Annotated in this window: 17 protein-coding genes and 1 tRNA gene; 11 read left to right on the plus strand and 7 right to left on the minus strand. The window is 40.4% G+C overall.

Going from position 1 to position 17,184, the window contains the following annotated elements; genetic code table 11:
• Window positions 1-359: 359 nt before the first annotated feature.
• The 6 genes from OCU30_RS14270 (at window position 360) to nosR (ending at window position 6,875) form a co-directional block, all read left to right on the plus strand.
• On the plus strand, window positions 360-1,505 hold the full coding sequence (locus OCU30_RS14270) for an HDOD domain-containing protein (RefSeq protein WP_077314389.1): 1,146 nt from the start codon (window positions 360-362) through the stop codon (window positions 1,503-1,505).
• A 10-nt stretch (window positions 1,506-1,515) separates the two neighbouring features.
• On the plus strand, window positions 1,516-1,881 hold the full coding sequence (locus OCU30_RS14275; protein WP_077314388.1) for a response regulator: 366 nt from the start codon (window positions 1,516-1,518) through the stop codon (window positions 1,879-1,881).
• Window positions 1,878-2,468, plus strand: a complete 591-nt coding sequence (locus tag OCU30_RS14280; RefSeq protein WP_077314387.1) for a chemotaxis protein CheC — start codon at window positions 1,878-1,880, stop codon at window positions 2,466-2,468. The genes OCU30_RS14275 and OCU30_RS14280 overlap by 4 nt, the downstream gene beginning before the upstream one ends.
• 19 nt (window positions 2,469-2,487) lie before the next feature.
• Window positions 2,488-3,795: an ATP-binding protein gene (locus OCU30_RS14285; protein WP_235861855.1), complete on the plus strand. Its 1,308-nt coding sequence runs from the start codon at window positions 2,488-2,490 to the stop codon at window positions 3,793-3,795.
• Window positions 3,796-3,807: 12 nt separating this feature from the next.
• The gene (locus OCU30_RS14290) at window positions 3,808-5,451 is read left to right on the plus strand and encodes a GGDEF domain-containing phosphodiesterase (protein ID WP_077314386.1); all 1,644 of its coding nucleotides are present in this window, start codon (window positions 3,808-3,810) and stop codon (window positions 5,449-5,451) included.
• A gap of 92 nt (window positions 5,452-5,543) precedes the next feature.
• Complete coding sequence (nosR, locus tag OCU30_RS14295; RefSeq protein ID WP_077315079.1) at window positions 5,544-6,875, plus strand: response regulator c-di-GMP phosphodiesterase, NosR family; 1,332 nt, start codon at window positions 5,544-5,546, stop codon at window positions 6,873-6,875.
• Window positions 6,876-6,905: 30 nt separating this feature from the next.
• Here the strand turns inward: nosR and OCU30_RS14300 are convergent, their stop codons facing one another.
• Entirely contained in the window at window positions 6,906-8,528 is a 1,623-nt protein-coding gene (locus OCU30_RS14300; protein ID WP_159439130.1) for a HAMP domain-containing sensor histidine kinase, read from the minus strand.
• A gap of 11 nt (window positions 8,529-8,539) precedes the next feature.
• On the minus strand, window positions 8,540-9,352 hold the full coding sequence (locus tag OCU30_RS14305) for a phosphate/phosphite/phosphonate ABC transporter substrate-binding protein (RefSeq protein ID WP_077314384.1): 813 nt from the start codon (window positions 9,350-9,352) through the stop codon (window positions 8,540-8,542).
• A gap of 467 nt (window positions 9,353-9,819) precedes the next feature.
• Here OCU30_RS14305 and OCU30_RS14310 point away from each other — a divergent pair, with 467 nt between their 5' ends.
• On the plus strand, window positions 9,820-10,632 hold the full coding sequence (locus OCU30_RS14310; RefSeq protein ID WP_077314383.1) for a Cof-type HAD-IIB family hydrolase: 813 nt from the start codon (window positions 9,820-9,822) through the stop codon (window positions 10,630-10,632).
• A gap of 154 nt (window positions 10,633-10,786) precedes the next feature.
• On the opposite strand, the gene OCU30_RS14315 is transcribed toward OCU30_RS14310, so the two are convergent.
• Window positions 10,787-11,062 carry a YrhK family protein gene (locus OCU30_RS14315; RefSeq protein WP_077314382.1) on the minus strand — a complete coding sequence of 92 codons (276 nt, stop codon included), beginning with the start codon at window positions 11,060-11,062 and terminating at the stop codon, window positions 10,787-10,789.
• 146 nt (window positions 11,063-11,208) lie between these two features.
• The gene (map, locus tag OCU30_RS14320) at window positions 11,209-12,006 is read right to left on the minus strand and encodes a type I methionyl aminopeptidase (RefSeq protein ID WP_077314381.1); all 798 of its coding nucleotides are present in this window, start codon (window positions 12,004-12,006) and stop codon (window positions 11,209-11,211) included.
• Window positions 12,007-12,147: 141 nt separating this feature from the next.
• On the opposite strand from map, the gene OCU30_RS14325 reads away from it, so the two are divergent.
• Both OCU30_RS14325 and OCU30_RS14330 read left to right on the plus strand, forming a co-directional pair.
• Window positions 12,148-12,345 (plus strand): DUF1289 domain-containing protein, encoded by a 198-nt coding sequence (locus OCU30_RS14325; protein WP_077314380.1) that lies wholly within the window; start codon window positions 12,148-12,150, stop codon window positions 12,343-12,345.
• A gap of 264 nt (window positions 12,346-12,609) precedes the next feature.
• Window positions 12,610-13,563, plus strand: a complete 954-nt coding sequence (locus OCU30_RS14330; RefSeq protein ID WP_159439129.1) for an acyltransferase family protein — start codon at window positions 12,610-12,612, stop codon at window positions 13,561-13,563.
• A 95-nt stretch (window positions 13,564-13,658) separates the two neighbouring features.
• Here the strand turns inward: OCU30_RS14330 and OCU30_RS14335 are convergent, their stop codons facing one another.
• Entirely contained in the window at window positions 13,659-14,222 is a 564-nt protein-coding gene (locus tag OCU30_RS14335) for a YrbL family protein (protein ID WP_077314378.1), read from the minus strand.
• Between the two features lie 334 nt (window positions 14,223-14,556).
• Window positions 14,557-14,647: transfer RNA gene (locus tag OCU30_RS14340), tRNA-Ser, on the minus strand.
• Between the two features lie 328 nt (window positions 14,648-14,975).
• Here OCU30_RS14340 and OCU30_RS14345 point away from each other — a divergent pair.
• Window positions 14,976-15,638 carry a MaoC family dehydratase gene (locus OCU30_RS14345; protein WP_077314377.1) on the plus strand — a complete coding sequence of 221 codons (663 nt, stop codon included), beginning with the start codon at window positions 14,976-14,978 and terminating at the stop codon, window positions 15,636-15,638.
• 95 nt (window positions 15,639-15,733) lie between these two features.
• Here the strand turns inward: OCU30_RS14345 and OCU30_RS14350 are convergent, their stop codons facing one another.
• Window positions 15,734-16,561, minus strand: a complete 828-nt coding sequence (locus OCU30_RS14350; protein ID WP_077314376.1) for a phosphate ABC transporter substrate-binding protein — start codon at window positions 16,559-16,561, stop codon at window positions 15,734-15,736.
• 177 nt (window positions 16,562-16,738) lie between these two features.
• On the opposite strand from OCU30_RS14350, the gene OCU30_RS14355 reads away from it, so the two are divergent.
• Window positions 16,739-17,098 carry a DUF3024 domain-containing protein gene (locus tag OCU30_RS14355; protein ID WP_077314375.1) on the plus strand — a complete coding sequence of 120 codons (360 nt, stop codon included), beginning with the start codon at window positions 16,739-16,741 and terminating at the stop codon, window positions 17,096-17,098.
• The last annotated feature ends 86 nt before the right edge of the window (window positions 17,099-17,184 follow it).

Raw genomic sequence — 17,184 nt, forward strand, 5'->3', positions numbered from 1 at the left:
CAGCAAACAGTGGGGTGAATCATACTGAAAAGTGCATTTTTTTTAAACGTAAATTTTGCATTAAATGTTAATCAAACGTGACGAAAGAGGGATTCTTCACATTTTTATGTAGTCAGATAGGTAATCGTTTGCATATTTTGATGGATGCCTGACATTCATGTGTCTCAGTTAGTGGACGTTGTTTAACAAAATTGCTTTACCGTATGTCGTGTTCGGGATCTAAGTCATATTAAATGAGGATTGTTAATAAGTATTAATTAATTAGAGCTATGCTCAATACATAGAAACTATCGTTTTTTAGTTATTGGGGTGTGATGTTTGCACCGCGGTGAGACATCCGAAGAGTATAGGAGAAGGATATGTTCACAGGGTTACATGTCTTATACGTGGACGACGATCCTTTGATGTTAAAAGCGACGACTCGAATGATTCGTCGGATTTATCCTGATTGGTCAATTACGACGGTCAGTGATTCTATACATTGGGCAGATAACCTAACAAGTGATCCCTTGTTGATCATTTCTGATTTACTCATGCCGCATATGAGTGGTGATAAACTCCTGGTTGATGCAAAACAGCGTTTTCCTCTTGCTATGCGCTGCTTGGTGACCGGCAACACGAATCAGGATGCGCCGACTGCTTTACACGATTATGCCCACTTTATTCTTCCCAAACCTTTTTCAGAGCAAGATTTATCGTTAGTGCTTGCCGCAGCTCAAAGGCTTAATACTGCGCCCTTTACCCCAGAGTGTTTGGTCAAGCTTAGTAGTATGAGCGCCAATATCCCTATGATGCCCAAAGTGGTTAAAGATGTACAAGCACTGATGCAGAGTGAAGAAGGGGACTTAAAGCAGCTCGCAGATACCGTTAAACAAGAACCATCGTTGGCCGCCAGAATCATTCAATTAGCGAATTCAGCTTATTTTGGATTTAACAGCCGGACATTATTTTTAGAAGTGGCGATTAGCCGACTAGGTAGCTCGACGATTGAAGCGATGACTTTGTGCATGCTCAAGTCGACAACACTTAACAAAATCACAGATGAACAGCATCAAGCGGTCGTCAATGAATACTTAGAGGTTGCACAAAAGTCCAAAGTGTTAACTCGTTCGCTGGGTATGTCTAGAGAAGCTCAAGAAATGGCGTTCATGATCACACTGATGGTATCGATCGGTACTTTAACGCTAATGCAATCGCAGATTGAAGACGAGGCTGTGCTGTTAGAACGTCAAACATTAGGGGGACCTGTGAACGATGTCTTGTTGGTTACCGCTTATGTACTAACGCTTTGGGGTTATTCTGAGAAAATCACGCAGAAGATTTTAACTATAAGTTTTTCTTTGACTAATCTTAATGAAGATAACATTACAAACTGTGTTTCCATCGCTTTTTACATTCAGTTTGTATTGGGCAAAGGTAGCGTAAGTGAGGAACAACTCTTGAAGCGTGTTCCAGAAGATTACCGAAGCGCCATAGTTGATGTATTACCCCTAAGTAGCCAATGAGGATAAGCGTATGACAATCGCCGTGACGGTTTGTGATGATTCTAAGTTATCGAGAAAAGCGGTTATTCGATCTCTTCCTGAGGACTGGGATATTAATTTAACGGAAGCGACCAATGGGCAGGAAGCCGTTGAGTGTTTTCGTGCTGGAAAAGCAGATGTCCTGTTTTTAGATTTAACCATGCCAATCATGGATGGCTTTGAAGTATTAAAAACGCTAAAAGAGGAAGGTGCACGCAACTATGTGTTTGTCATCAGTGCTGATATTCAACCAGAATCTCAACGGCGCGTAAATGAACTAGGTGCGGTACGCTTTTTGAAAAAGCCGTTAGATATGAACTTACTACGTTCAATATTGCATGAGGTAGGCTTATTATGAGCAAAGAGCTAAGCGCAGAGCACAATGACACCCTCAAAGAGTTATTAAATATCTCTATGGGGCAAGCAGCGGATAAACTCGCTCGATTGCTTAACTTACATGTCACACTGACCGTACCAGCCATTAAATTGGTGGATAAAAGCGAACTCGATAAGATTGAAGAGATGGAAGAAGCGTATCATTTTACTCGTCAGTCTTTTTACGGTGGCATGTCTGGCGAGTTGGTGACATTACTTTCTAAAAAAGGCGGACGTGTGATTGCTGCTGAAATGAATCAATTAGATGCCCAGCAAGCAGAAGATATGCCGAGTATTTTAGTTGATGATTGCCTACTGGACATCTCTAATATTTTAAGTGGTGCTAGTTTAAAAGGGTTATGTCAGCAGATTGAATTGAACCTAAAAATTCAACCACCTACTATTTTTAAACCTTCAGAGCAACAGCACCGTTTATCGGAATGGAAAACGCCGATTTTAATGGAAGTGGACTTCATTATTGAAGTGGCAGAGTTTCAAACCAAAACTATTATTTTATTTGCCGATAATGGACTCGACCAAGTACTCGTCCAATTAGACGAATTATTATAATTATCTGAAGGATATGTGAATGAAAGCCAAACTCATGTTATCTGATTTGCTCAATCAGTTATCATTTGCTCTGTGTATTGTTCGGCGTGATTATCGCATCATGACGGCCAATGAATATTTTCAGACACGGGCTAAGGTTAATTGTGAGAATTTTGTTGGGCAAAATATTCTTGAGCTCTTTCCTGACTCAGCAACGTTTTTAAAGCGAAAGATTGATACTGCATTTGTGATTGAGTCTTCCAGTTTTTCGTCTTGGGAACAACAGCCACACTTTTTGCCGTTTAAGAGCTCACGACCTGTCTCCGGTAAAGAAGATGATATGTATCAAGATATAGAAGTCATCCCTATTCATAGTGATGATGGGGCACTTGAGCACGTTTGTATCTGTGTGTATGACGTCACGACGCAAGCTTCTCAGCAAAAAGCGCTGAAATCGATGTCAGAATTGTTAGAAGATAACAATCAAACGCTCAACGATGCATTAAAACAATTAAAAGATACACAAGTGCAATTATTACAATCAGAAAAACTCGCGTCTATTGGTCAGTTATCAGCGGGTATTGCGCATGAAATCAATAACCCGATTGGTTTTATTACGTCAAATGCACAAACGTTACAAGATTATTTTAATAAGATCGTAAACTATTTTTCAGATGTTGAAGAAATATTGAAAACCAGCACTAATCAGGAACTCGCGCAAGAGATTCAGAAAACCCGCGCGAAATATCAGCTCGATTTTATCTTAGAAGATGTGGAAGATTTGATTAAAGAGTCGCTTGAAGGCGCGGATCGCGTTGTTTCTATTGTAAAAAACCTTAAAGATTTCTCTCACATCGATAATGCTGAATGGAACCATTCCAACTTAATTAATGGTATGGAGTCCACACTAAAAATCATCAATAACGAAATAAAATATAGTATTGAAGTGGAACGTCACTATGCAGATGACTTTCCTTTAGTGCTATGCCAACCCATGCAGCTCAACCAAGTATTTCTCAACATTTTAGTGAATGCGAGTCAGGCGATTGATGGTGATGGAAAAATCATTATTACGATGGATCATGATGAGGAGGGTTGGGTAAGTATTGCTATCTGTGATACGGGTTGTGGAATCCCAGAGGATAAGTTGAATCGTATTTTTGAACCGTTTTTTACGACGAAACCGGTTGGTTCAGGGACGGGATTAGGGCTATCGGTTTCTTACGGCATTATCAATGCACATAAAGGCAAGATTGAAGTGACCAGTCAAGAAGGTGAGGGAACATGTTTTACTATCCGACTGCCAGTAGAGGGACCCAAAAGTATCCTTGAATCTTCTCAAGAATAGAGAGGCGCGCCGATGTTATACGATAAAATTTTATTAGTTGATGATGAGTTACCTATTCTTAAGTCACTGATCCGCACACTGCGTATGGAATTTGCTGAAATATACAGCACTACCAACGTCGAAGAGGCGATTGAAATAGTAAAGCAACACCGAATTAGCTTGGTCATTTCTGACTTCCGAATGCCTAAGATGAATGGTGTGGAATTGCTGATCAAGCTAAAGACCATTAATCCGCAACTGTCGACCATTATGTTATCGGGTCAAGCAGAGTTAAGTGATGTAAGTAAAGCACTGAATGTCGGCGCATTGCATAAATTCATCACCAAACCGTGGGACTCTGTCGAACTGATTAAAGAAATCCATAATGCTCTGCAGCGACAAGCAGATTTCGCGCATCACGATGTATTAACTCAGTGTCTGCTACCCAATCGTCTCAATGACCAATTACAGAAAATCATTAACAATAAGAATGATGTGTCGACTTTGCTGTTAACCGTGGATCTCTGTAATACCGCCACGTTAAATACTACTTATGGCGTCACAGCGGTGAATACCGTCATTGAAGGTTTTGCACAACAATTAAAACAGCAGGTCTCTCTCGATATTTATCGTAGCGAAGATAAGTTTTTCATGGTGTTAGATTGCGCAGCGGAAAGTGTCAATTTGCTTACGGACATGATCAATAAAATTGATAAAGCATGGCAAGCTTTCATACCGTCTGACTCGCCTTATGGGTACAAATTATCAGTAAGCGAGTTGAAAAGTTGGGAAAAAATCGATTCTGACGCCATAAATGATCGTAAGTGTTATCTAGAGACTATTGGACATTCTCCGTACTTTTGGTTGGGGTATGAAGATGAACCAAAAGCAGAATTGAAATATTTGGTCAAATTATTGCTCGATAGTGGGCCACAACAATTTGTGGCTTTCTTTCAGCCACAAGTAAATGTTGAAACAAATACAATCGATGGGTGTGAAGCGCTTGTGCGCCGCCAGACTGAGTTTGGTAATTATGAACCACCCATGACTTTTATTCCTATATTAACCAAATATAACTTTATTGATGATATGACGTTGTCGATTTTTGAACAAACATTGTCAATGCTCGAAGAGTTAGAAAAAGCAGGTTATCCAGATATTCGGTGTGCGATTAATGTCGTCGCTAATCAGGTAGAAAAAGGCATTATTTGTCAGTTTTTAGAAACGATTGCTCAGTCAAATCCAAGACATTTATTACGCCTAGACTTAGAAATGACCGATACGCAACTCATACAAAGCTATGATAAAACTCGCTCAGAAATGCAGAAGCTCTCTGAATTTGGCGTGCGCCTCTCTATCGATGATTTTGGAACAGGTTTTTCTGGGTTTGAAATGATTTGTGAACTGCCTTTTGATGTTTTGAAAGTCGATGGACGGTTTATTCAAGCGCTCGGCCAATCGGTGGCAGATAACGCGATTTTTAATTCTATCGTCGAAAGCGCAAAATCGTTAAATATGGGCGTGATCGCGGAGTGCGTTGAAGATCTCACTCAGTTAGATATTCTCCGTCAACATGGTTGCCAACATGTGCAGGGCTATTTATTCAGTCCGCCATTACCCAAGCAGGAGTTTGTCGATTATGTTCAGGGTTACAAGCAGCGGGAGAGAGAGTCATGACCGACGTAAAGCAAACCTCAGACCAAAGTGATCATTCTCGAACTGATGAAGAAACGATCAGTGTAGATAACAGTGTAGACAACTCGGACGCGATGGGAGAGAAAGACCCGGCCAAACCAGAGAATGTAACGGTTGCGGAAACCCCTGACGTCGGCTCTTCACGTTTATCATTGTTGTTACTCGATGATGAAGCCGACATTGTTAAAACGTTAACCCGTGTGCTGCGTTTAGACTATGATGTGGTGTCGTTTAATGAAGGGGAAGATGCTCTAGAGTATTTGAGTGAAAACCCAGTTTCTATCATTATTTCTGATATGCGTATGCCGCATATGGATGGCGCTAAATTCTTATCGATAGCGAAAGAGCTCTGTCCACGTTCTGTACGTATTTTACTGACAGGGTACAGTGATATGGAATCAACCATTCGGGCAGTGAACGAAGGGGGGATTCATAACTATTTATCTAAACCTTGGGATAATCAGTCGTTAAAGCTAACAGTGGAGAAAGCGGCCGAGTTTTATACCTTACGTGAACAGCATGATCAGTTATTAGTGACGCTTGAAGAAAAAAATGTCGAGTTAAAAAGTTTTAATCAGCGTTTAGAAGAAAAAGTATTACAACGTACTCAAGCGTTGAAAGATGCCAATAGCTCGTTAGAGAAAATGCTCAAAGCAAGAAGTCAAACCTTCAATGATATCTTAGCGACATTGAAAGCGATTATTGAATACAGTAGTGGTATGCCTGCTAACCATAGTGAGCGTGTGGCAGAGCAATCTAAAGTTGTCGCGAAGTCTATGGGATTATCGGAAGGTGACGTGAACCAGATTTATCTGTGTGCTTTGTTACATGAAATTGGATTAGCGGCGAGAAAGGATACCAAACCTTCTTTAGTCAAACGTACTGCAGGTATTCCTACCACTCCCGATGCGAATTCTGTATTGGGCGCTGAAATCGTTGGACGCATTCAGCGTTTTGCCCCATTAATGTCGGTGATAAAACATCAAGATGAAAATTTCAATGGCACTGGAGGCCCCTCTCATTTGAAAGGCGAAGACATACCGATGGGCTCGCGAATTATTCGTGTGGTTAAGAACTTTGACTATTTTGTTGCCGCTGAAAATAATCGCAACCGCATGACAGCGACCAGTGCTCGTCGCTTTTTAAGTGATTATAGTGGCACACTGTACGATCCTAAGGTGGTGAAAACGTTTATTGATGTGATGAGCAATGTGCAACAAACCGATGGTTTAGAGCGCTGTGTGAGTGTCAATGAAGTACAAGTTGGTACGATTGTAAAGCGCGATGTGTATTTATCGAATGGCCGGCTCATGCTAACCGCAGGGCAAGAGATAAATGAAAGCTTACTAGAAAAACTGAAAAAAATTGAGAAAGACACGCAATACCCCCTCGCTATTTTTATCTAGCCTTATCATGATATTGTGGCTTAGATAATGTTAACTTGTCGGGAGCGTCAGAATGACTTCTGCTCCCGACTCCCAATTGTTAATTTCAATTTTTCCTTTCAAATGTTTAATAATGTCATACGCATAAGTTAATCCTAGCCCCATACCTTCTCCCACAGGCAGTGTGGTATAGAAGGGATCAAACAAATGCTTAACATTCGCTTCTGACAAGCCAGGCCCCGTATCTTTTATTGATAATATGATGTGTTTTTCTATGACACGACTAGAAATCGCGACGCTCGAGGTGTCTTGTGGTTTTTGCTGGCAGGCCTGAAACGCATTTTGTAAAACTTCAGTCAGTAACCGATCGAGCTCGTTGGGAATGCCTAATATGCGCGGTAGTGCACGTAATTCTGGTGATAGTAATAACTCAATCGATTCATCTTTATAGGTTTGCGAGATGGCACGATCTAAACTTGGGTATATATCAATAGGCTCAATACCGTCACGGCTGTTATTACGTTCATTAGAATAATATTGTAATGCCGTCACTATGCTATGAATACGCTCAACACACTTTATAGAGTCTTTTATTGAATCGAGAATATCAGCGTCAATGAAGTTAAAATCATTCAGTTTTAACCATTGATTCAGGGACTGAGTATATTGACTATCAATATGTTGATCGATGAGAGCTTGTTGGCGTTTAAATCGTTCCTTATACAATTCAATATAACTTTGACACACGCTTAGGTTGCCGCTTATTACACCGGCAGGGTTATTAATTTCATGAGCAAAACCGGATGCCATAATACCTAGGGATGCCATTTTTTCACTCTCAATGAGTTGATGTTGGGTAGCGATGAGTTCTTCGTTTGCGGTGGATAGCTGTTGGTTGACCGTTAGAAATTGCGAGGTTCGCGCTTTTACTTTCTCTTCAAGAGAACTATTCATTTCTTGTAGTTGAGATTGATAACGAAAGTTTTGTTCTGTTGTGCTCTTTAATTGCATGATCATTTGATTGAAAGCATGCGTTAATTTTGACACTTCATCATTGCCTTTCAGTGGCAGTTGAATATCAAAATCGCCATGAGAAATTTGAGCAGTAGCGGCACTCAGAGTTTCTAAACGTTTGGTGAGCATTGTGCCTAAAATATACGAAAAAATAGCGACAAAAAGAATATCTAATACCACGATGATCACTGCCCACTTGGCAGCCGTCGCGATGGTACTTTTGATGTCAGCCATACTAAAACCGATCCAAATAGTACCAAACGTCACTCCGGCTTCCTCAATACGGTGTGAAACATCGTAGATAGAGTCTGTGACGGCTTTACTATTTTCTTCAAGCATGCCTGGAGTAAAACGGCTAGGGTAATCCCCCCCTTCGGCTAGAATGGTGCCTGAGTTGTTTAATACTGCGACGTACTTTACGCCTTTATTTTTCAGTAGTGTTTCAGTGTAATCATGTAATGTTGCCAGATCGGAGCTTAATACAGGGTTAGTGATTGCCGTGCTATACAAATCTAAGGTTGACGAGACTCTCTGCTCCATTCCTTCATAATTGGTTTCATATAAATAACATAAAGTTATGGTGACTAATACAGACAGAGTCGCGATTTCGATAAGCGCGATGCCAACGATGGTTTTTAGGCGTAAAGACAGAGATTGCATAACCATTACTGTTATTGGGCTCCTGACTGTTGTTGAGGAAATGTTGTGCGAAGAGAATGCCAATCGTCATGGCTTGCCGGTATTAAAGGAGACAGACCTAGCGCTTGTAATTGTTGTTGCCCCTTTGGGGTAATCGCTAATTGAATCAAAGCGTGTTGAATCAAACGAACAGACGCTTCGTCCAATGCTTTATTATGAGCAAAAGCATACGTTGGATAGTCTTTACTGGTCCATAAAATACGTAAATCATCTTTCACGGCATTGGAAGTATACTCTAAGGTATTGAGTACACCGCCGCCTGCTGTGAAAAAACCTTTCGCAATATTTAAGTATACGGATTGCTCGGAAGAGACATAGCGTGAATAGACGGGAATGCCTGCCTCTTGCAGTTCGTGGTGAATAATCCAAGTGGATGCGGAAAATTCTGATGAAGTAAATACCATGGTCTTATATTGTAAATCGTCGAGTGTATGGATATCGCTCTGTGTATTGACCACAATTACACCATTAATGGGGGTGTTCGAGGCTTTGACAAAAGCTTTATAGTGAACCGCAGTCTGTGAGCTGACATATTGAAACGGTGTCATAAAAGCAAGATCGTAATCTCCAAGCGCGAGATGTTGTTCAAAGGTTGGAATATCTTTTGCGGTGCGAAACTGAATGTCGAGTTGTGTTGTTGACGATAATGAGGCAAGGATAGGATTCCATTTTTTGGCTAACTCTATTGCTGACTGTTGTGGTACAACCCCAAATATGAGCGGTTGAGACCATCCAGAACGATTGGATAGGAGTAAAAGACACAAAAAGCACAACGTTTGTTTCATTTAGCTCTCCCATTAGGTCAGCAAAGACGCCTAACATCACGATAATAGTTGGGGGATAATAACAAGCATAATGCAAATTATTCGTTTAACGAGTGACCTAGTTACGGTTATGCACATTATTCTTAGTAATTAAACTTAAGGCGTTGCTTTAAATTATAGTTTTGTTAACTCATTGTAGTAAAAATCATCAATAACGTTGGGTTAAGTATAAGAAACTCTCGATTTTGCGTAATATTTGGAATTTATTTATCGAATGAGATGATGACTCCTTTGTTACTCAGTCACTTACTAGAAGTGAGTTTGGCGTAAGTCTGTCAAAAGATCACAGAAGTATCAGTCAATTTCACTGAGTTACGTACTTCATGGTAGCCTGATACCAAGAAAAATTTGCATTAAATATCGGGATGAGCCAGTGCACCTGCTGTATTTATCAAACCACGATAAGAGAGATTGAAAGGAGAGATTGCATGTCAATCAAAGCCGTAGCTGTCGACATGGACGGAACATTTTTAAATTCACACCATGATTATGACCGAGTGCGTTTTCATGAGTTATACCAAGGGCTAAAGAATCAAGGTATTGAATTTATTGTTGCCAGTGGTAACCAGTACTATCAGCTGGCGAGTTATTTCCCAGAAATCCGCGATGAGATTTCTTATGTGGCAGAAAATGGCGCACTATTGTATCTCCATGGTGAAGAGCTATTTCACGGGGAAATGAGTGGAGAGGCGCTCAAGAAAGTCTATGATCTCTTAGATGCGGATAAATCGATTGAGTATGTGGCGTGTGGTTTACACAGTGCTTATATGGGGCCACGAATTTCACAAGCCTTTGCAGATGTAGCGGCCAACCATTACCAACGTTTAGAGCGAGTGGATAATGTACGTGCGGTTGATGATGTTATTTTTAAGTTTTCTATTAAGACAACAGTCGAGCATGCTGAAGTATTAGTCGTTGAGCTCGCCGAGCAGCTAGGCGATTTGGTTGATACGGTGACCAGTGGGTTTGGTTTTATCGATTTAATCATTCCAGGTTTACACAAAGCGAATGGTTTACAAAAAGTTCTTCATGAGATGGGTATCGCGGCGGACGAATGCGTGGCGATAGGTGATAGCTTGAACGATAAAGAGATGCTTGAGTTCGTTGGATATTCAGTGGCGATGAGCAATGCAGCTGAAAAAATCAAAGCGGTAAGTCGTTATTGTACCGAATCCAATGATGACTCGGGAGCTCAAAATGTGATTGAGCGTGTGTTAAAGCAAGAGGCGCCATTTGTCTAACTGACACGAATGATGAGCCATTAAGATTGGTTTTTCTAATGTTTATTGGTTCGTTTGGATTAACGCCACCGATTGTCGGTGGCATTTTTTTGGCTGCCATCATGAGAGGAAGCCAAGGGCAGGGTGCAGACCCCGGAGAATCATACTACGTAGACTAGGGTTGCCATTTAGGGGCTTTATTACGCACTCGCGCGACATGAACCAAGCCACTAAGTTTAAGTATAGGCTTAATAATCAATTGAGCACTGCCGACAATAAATAACCAAGTGCCACTTGTTTCTAATGTCGCGTTAAGGAAGAAAAATGAACCAATCAAAAACCAGATCGCTATCAATAAATCGTTGAGCGCCCCTAACGCTTCGTAGCGTTGCTGTACAACAATATGCTCGCGGCCTAAATCTATTTCATAAGAGTCGGATGGAGTTTTCATAGGCAGTTCCTTATTAACGGATAATTGACACTAACATAGATGAGTCCCTCAAATACAGGAACTTAACTGAGTGATTTACGGTATCTCACCAATTTCGTGACGCGAGTACATTTAATGAATGGAGTCATCCTCGTCGATGAAAGCCTTTATTGACGTTGACTGAGTGGTGTTTCATTGTCACGTAATGTTAATACTTCATAGCCGGTGGATGTTACCAGAATGGTGTGCTCAAATTGCGCCGAGAGTTGTTGGTCTTGTGTTACCACTGTCCAACCATCGTTCAGTGTTTGTACACGAGCGCTGCCTTGGTTGATGATGGGTTCAACGGTGAAAATCATGCCTTCTTCAAGTACGACGCCGTGCTTGGGCAATCCAACAGATAAAATTTGCGGCGGCTCATGTAATTGTCGACCAACGCCATGGCCGCAAAACTCTTTTACAACATCACAGTTGTGTTTTAAGGCGTAGTTATGAGTCGCGTATCCAATATCACCTGTGTGAGTGCCAGGCGCAATTTGATGAATACCTTGCCACATTGCGTTGTAAGCAATATCGACAAGATGTTTGGCACCGGCTGGGGCTGCAGGCATAACATACATTTTGCTTGAATCAACAATGAAATCATTTTTTTTCAAAGTGATATCAATATTAACGATATCGGTATCCGTGAGATAAACATTCGCATCTGGCATGCCATGACAGGCGACATTATTTGGTGAAACGTTGATACTAAAAGGGTAGTCATAAGCGCCTAGAGAAGCGGGAACTGCCTGCAGAGTATCGCGAATATATTGCTCAACTTCATTATTCAACCATAATGTTGATACGCCGGGCTGCACCCATTTATCGAGCATGGCAAAAACACTCGCAAGCAAGGTGCCATTGTGACGCATTATTTCAATTTCGCGGGGTGTTTTTATCGGAGTCGTTGCTCGGCCGCTCATACTTAACCCTGAATTATGTAGCACGTAGAAAAAATATTAGTGTAAAAGCATTTAAAAACAAAGTGTACCAGTTTTTGTTGTTTTTATCTGGAGATCAAAGCTGTTAGCGCTTGTTATTTAATTGTGCCGAGGAAAAGTTATATGAATAAATTAAAAAAGATCGCGTCACCATGCATTCGACATTGCTGCTTGAATGAGGACGATATTTGTATTGGATGCTGGCGATCGTTATCAGAAATACTTGTTTGGCAACAAGCGGATGATCAGCACAGGGCGTGTATTCTTGAGCGTTGTCAGCAAAGATCTCAACAAACAAATCAAAAAGATGACTTTTTATAGTTTTAGCATAACTTTTACATTGTGGTAGTTAGGTAAGTAAAGCAAGCACATGTATCGACAACAAGACGAGTATGTAAGCAAGGTGTTAGTCGTTAGTAAGTCTTGATACAGAGTAGCGTGAAGAGCAGGTCAATTGTGGGTAGTTGACTTATCATGTGTCAATTCATCAAGCATATGACATTCGCACTTCGTCATATCGTCATATACATTAAGCGCTGGTGGGAGAGATAACTCCTAAAGTGTTACTCTAATTTGTTGATGGTTATGCGTTTATATACTCTAGATAGTTTAAAAGCGATCGCGGCGTTTTTCGTCATTACTCTTCATGTTGGGTTATATCATGATCTGTCACCCATTTATGGTGAAGTCATTCGATTGACTGGCCGTTGGGCTGTCCCGTTTTTCTTTATGGCCACAGGATACTTCATTGGCGTAAAGCAGCTTGAAGCTCATATGCCGAAACATGCGATAAAAATTGGCAAAATTTTCATTATTACGTCTTTAATTTATATTCCATATTCCTATCTTAAACATGATTTTAGTATGGAACATATTGCGTCTAGGGCTTCATCAGATACGTTAATCATGTCTGGTATGTCGTTTCATCTATGGTATTTGTCGTCACTGTTTTTTGGCCTAATCACATTCTATGTGTTGCATTATCGCTTGAGCACAAAAAGTATGCTCACACTCAGCATGTTAATTATCAGTGGCTATTTCATCGTGGATCTTTACCCATCAATTACCGAACATGAAAATTGGGTACGACACTTAATATCGATCCCGTGTTTATTCTTTGGCTATCGTTTGAGCCGAGTGAACGCTGAGTCGATTTCATTACCGTTAACAACGAGTGTTGCATTACTGAGTTTGGCTGGAATGTATGTATTGCCATATTATTTAGATGGCGATCAGACTCGGGATATCATGTTACGCCAGTTTCCAATCTTCGTGATTCCATTTTGTATGGTATTACTATTACTTGCGATTAAACTTAATGCTAATGATAACCCTGTTGCAAAAGTCGGGCGAGATTACTCATTACTGATTTATACCTGTCATCCGATCTTTATGTATGGTATCGAAACGGTGTTAGCAAAACATAATATGGATAGCGACATCGTTATCGCCCTGGCAACGTTTGTAGTTGCAACTGGTTTTGCAGTACTCTTAAAACGCGTATGTAGGCCAGCATTTAGAGTATTGAATGGTGGGTAATAGATAGCAAGCTAGCAACATCGACACCGTGCGATGGAGAAATCTAGGTGTCGATGTAAAGCGGTTCAAAGGGGAGAACGATATAACAGTGTTCGTTACCCTTCCATCATGGCAGTACGTTTTTTCATACCTTTCACAACGTGTTTACTCTTATGTTTCGCTAAAGGGCGTAACAGCATACGACATAGCGCTTTCATGCCCATATCTCGTGGGCCAAAGCCATCAATCAAGATAGGCGTAAACGTTCCATCTTGTTCTTTGCGCATCAAGATATTTTGAATGCCATCATCGTGAAGTAACACGCTATTTTTTAGAACTTGAACTCGTAAGTCATCCACATAAGAAAGTGCTTCTTCAATCGAGATCATCCCTTCTTCAATGTAGTCTTCTAGACTTTTAGATACTGAACCATCGTGATCCTTGACTATTTCCGTCACGACTCCTTTGCCAAAGTTGGTATCAATAATACCTTCATAATGAGAAATGAAGTCTAAATTTTGCTTTTTATGATTTTTAAAAAAGACGACTTCCGTAATATTACGGTCTTTCTCTGGATTATGATTCACCTTGATGCACAAATTCTTTGAATCTGGGTGCTGGTATACAGTTCGACAACTGCCTTCAGCAAGGTACAAGTTTTCGTTGAGAGTTACATACATAAGCGTCACTATTTTTATTATAAAGTTATGTTTGTAAAAGAGATGGCGAAATGCTGTGTGGAATCACTTCACATCTGTTACCTCTTTACCAAGCTTTGTGTGATGCACTGAACATGACAAGATATTACTCATTTGGTAGGGCATCGCTTGGCTATTATAACGAATTTATGACAATAAAGTGAACTTTTTTAGAATTGCGGGGGTTGACGATTTTTGAAGTCCATGGACACCTAAAAAAATAACCAAACAAAGTACCCTGATTATTGTAAGTATGTTGGTTATTGATAACGTAGAAACGAAAAAAGCCCGCTAATCGATAGCGGGCTTTTAAATGTGGCGGAGAGATAGGGATTTGAACCCTAGAACCGCTATTAACGGTTGCCGGTTTTCAAGACCGGTGCTTTCGACCACTCAGCCATCTCTCCATGCGGCGTATATTATGAATTTACAGCGTGGTTGTAAAGTTCAAATGGCCAATAATTTTTTAAGTGTTGCTTATTTAATCAAAAGGAGGGGTTTACATAAAATTGACTAAAGGTTGATGTAATTTTTACAGTACATGTGATTTTTTATTAAATTTTTATTTATAAGGCTTTATTAATAAAATAATGTTTTATTACTAAGGTGTTGTTTTTAATAATTAAAACACTGTTCAGAATACGCTTGTACGCCCGAAAGTTATTGCGAAAATTTGTGATCTAATACAAAATTAGCCCATAGCATTTCTTCCGAATAGAGAATAATGAGGTTTTGATGAAAGTCGCGGATCTTTTGAAGCATCGTGCTGAAAACTTAGTGAAGCACACTGAATTCAAGCAATGGATGTCACCTACAGTACGAGAGTATTGGGGGGAGTTTTTAAATAAAGCCAATAATCGCCCTTTGTTCGCATGGGTGAGAGAGTTTAGTCAACCTGCAAATGAAGATGCAGATCCTATTGTCATGAAGCCTGAAACACAGGCGGTCTATGATGAGTTGTCCGCTCAAATTGGTGAGGTTATTCATACAGGTGAATGGATGACGATTGATCAGGATAAAATCAATCAATTTGGTGAAGTCACGGAAGATATGCAATGGATTCATACAAATCCAGAAAAAGCATCAGAGCAATCACCATTTAAAACCACCATCGCTCATGGGTTCTTAACATTGGCTATGTTGCCGAAATTGACAGATAGTGTCGACCCTGAAAATCCACAATTTCCTACTGCACGTATGGTTGTGAATATTGGTCTTAACTCAGTAAGGTTTCCTTATCCTGTTAAGTCTGGTAGTCGTGTGCGGGCAGTAAGCACGCTATCAAAAGTTAAGCCAATTCGTAAAGGCTTAGAAATAGAACGTGAAATTAAAGTTCAAATTGAAGGTATTCGTCGACCCGGTTGTGTAGTCACATCAGTGATTCAGTTACATTTTTAATGACGTTTGACCAAGAATTAAAAAGGAGAGCAGCGATGCTCTCCTTTTTTTATTGATTGAATCATGCGTATTCGATATTAATAGTGGATATTTGCTCATTTCGCCTCTGCCATCTTTTGGTAGCCATACTGCGCCAGAATCTGCTTAGCGTCGGCTGAGTGGGTATATTCTAGGAACGCAGTAATCTGTTTTGAATCTTGCTGCGGATAATGCATCAGCAAAAAAGGTCGTGCTAGGGGATAATCACGTTTCGCAATATTATTTGGCGTGCTGGCAATGTGGTCGATAGTCATCGCGTTAATAGAATGGTCGACCGCGCCAGAGGATATATAGCCAATTGCTTGCTCGTTATGATGGACTAGTGATTTCATCATCGCAGAGCTATTGACCACGAGCGCATTGCTGGTGATTGTTGATACTTGATGCTCGTTAATCACTTTAATTAAACCAATTAACGTTTCAAAGCTATTCCGTGAATCGGAAGTCGGCTCTCTTGTGATGACCGCGATTGGTCGATTTGGACCACCGAGTTGTTTCCAATTCGTGATATTACCACGATAAATGTCGAATAATTCTCGCCGCGATAGGTTAGTCACCGGATTCTTGATGTTAGCAATCATCACTAAACCATCGATTGCCATTGTTTCTACTTTAAGTGTTGATTCTTGCTCTGTTTGAGTTAAATAATGAGAGCTCAAGGCAATGTCCGCCACGCCTTTTTTGAGCATAGTAATCCCGGAAAGGGAGTTAATCCCTTGAACTGAGATAAAGGTATCGGGATTATGTTTTTCAAAGTTTTCAGCTAGTAATTCCACGACTTCTGCGACCGAGGTGGAGCCTGATATGTGTATATCTTGTTGGGCGACGGCAGAGGAAGTAAACGATAATATGACAGCAAGGGTCGTAAAACAGAGTCGTAGCATACAGTGGCTCCTACTGATAAAAATCATTGTTCGTGAATTATGGTTCTATATCTATAGTGTAGGATACTATGATAAATAGCAGGGCTGTTTTTATGTCGATTGTCGAACTGGATTACAGTTCTTACGAGTAATGTGTGTTAAGACTATGGTTTCGTGAGATTAGCAAAGGTAAAAACAATGTCAGTTGTAAACTTGATCTTACATCAACTGGAAAAAGCAGCTGAATTGGCCTGTCATCGTCGCAATCAGAACTTGCCGTTTGAAGTCGGGACAGCCAATTATGCAGTGGTTGAACAGGGCGTCGTATTTATGCAAAACCACTATAAAATGGATTCGAATCATAGCGATTATAGTAGCGTTGTCGCAAAAATTACCTATACAGAACATCCGTTATATTGGTCGTTGTGGTTACGACAAGAGACTCAGGGCACTGAGACTTGGATCCCCTATGAGTATTTAAGTGGAAGTCGCACACTTAAAGAGGTAATAGAGGTTGTGGTTATGGATCCACATAACAGTATTTGGTTTCAAAAATAAAAAAAGCATTCATGTTTGAATGCTTTTCATGACATTCGCCTTCGAGCAAAGGCGAATGTTAATTGGATGAACGAGAATTAGTCCGC

The organism is Vibrio palustris (assembly GCF_024346995.1).
Classification (GTDB): domain Bacteria; phylum Pseudomonadota; class Gammaproteobacteria; order Enterobacterales; family Vibrionaceae; genus Vibrio; species Vibrio palustris.

Excerpts from the sequence above, each read along its gene's own strand:
- OCU30_RS14270 (WP_077314389.1), top strand. The coding sequence starts at position 360 with ATGTTCACAGGGTTACATGTCTTATACGTGGACGACGATCCTTTGATG.
- OCU30_RS14275 (WP_077314388.1), top strand. The coding sequence starts at position 1,516 with ATGACAATCGCCGTGACGGTTTGTGATGATTCTAAGTTATCGAGAAAA.
- OCU30_RS14280 (WP_077314387.1), top strand. The coding sequence starts at position 1,878 with ATGAGCAAAGAGCTAAGCGCAGAGCACAATGACACCCTCAAAGAGTTA.
- OCU30_RS14285 (WP_235861855.1), top strand. The coding sequence starts at position 2,488 with ATGAAAGCCAAACTCATGTTATCTGATTTGCTCAATCAGTTATCATTT.
- OCU30_RS14290 (WP_077314386.1), top strand. The coding sequence starts at position 3,808 with ATGTTATACGATAAAATTTTATTAGTTGATGATGAGTTACCTATTCTT.
- nosR (WP_077315079.1), top strand. The coding sequence starts at position 5,544 with ATGGGAGAGAAAGACCCGGCCAAACCAGAGAATGTAACGGTTGCGGAA.
- OCU30_RS14300 (WP_159439130.1), bottom strand. The coding sequence starts at position 8,528 with ATGCAATCTCTGTCTTTACGCCTAAAAACCATCGTTGGCATCGCGCTT.
- OCU30_RS14305 (WP_077314384.1), bottom strand. The coding sequence starts at position 9,352 with ATGAAACAAACGTTGTGCTTTTTGTGTCTTTTACTCCTATCCAATCGT.
- OCU30_RS14310 (WP_077314383.1), top strand. The coding sequence starts at position 9,820 with ATGTCAATCAAAGCCGTAGCTGTCGACATGGACGGAACATTTTTAAAT.
- OCU30_RS14315 (WP_077314382.1), bottom strand. The coding sequence starts at position 11,062 with ATGAAAACTCCATCCGACTCTTATGAAATAGATTTAGGCCGCGAGCAT.
- map (WP_077314381.1), bottom strand. The coding sequence starts at position 12,006 with ATGAGCGGCCGAGCAACGACTCCGATAAAAACACCCCGCGAAATTGAA.
- OCU30_RS14325 (WP_077314380.1), top strand. The coding sequence starts at position 12,148 with ATGAATAAATTAAAAAAGATCGCGTCACCATGCATTCGACATTGCTGC.
- OCU30_RS14330 (WP_159439129.1), top strand. The coding sequence starts at position 12,610 with ATGCGTTTATATACTCTAGATAGTTTAAAAGCGATCGCGGCGTTTTTC.
- OCU30_RS14335 (WP_077314378.1), bottom strand. The coding sequence starts at position 14,222 with ATGTATGTAACTCTCAACGAAAACTTGTACCTTGCTGAAGGCAGTTGT.
- OCU30_RS14345 (WP_077314377.1), top strand. The coding sequence starts at position 14,976 with ATGAAAGTCGCGGATCTTTTGAAGCATCGTGCTGAAAACTTAGTGAAG.
- OCU30_RS14350 (WP_077314376.1), bottom strand. The coding sequence starts at position 16,561 with ATGCTACGACTCTGTTTTACGACCCTTGCTGTCATATTATCGTTTACT.
- OCU30_RS14355 (WP_077314375.1), top strand. The coding sequence starts at position 16,739 with ATGTCAGTTGTAAACTTGATCTTACATCAACTGGAAAAAGCAGCTGAA.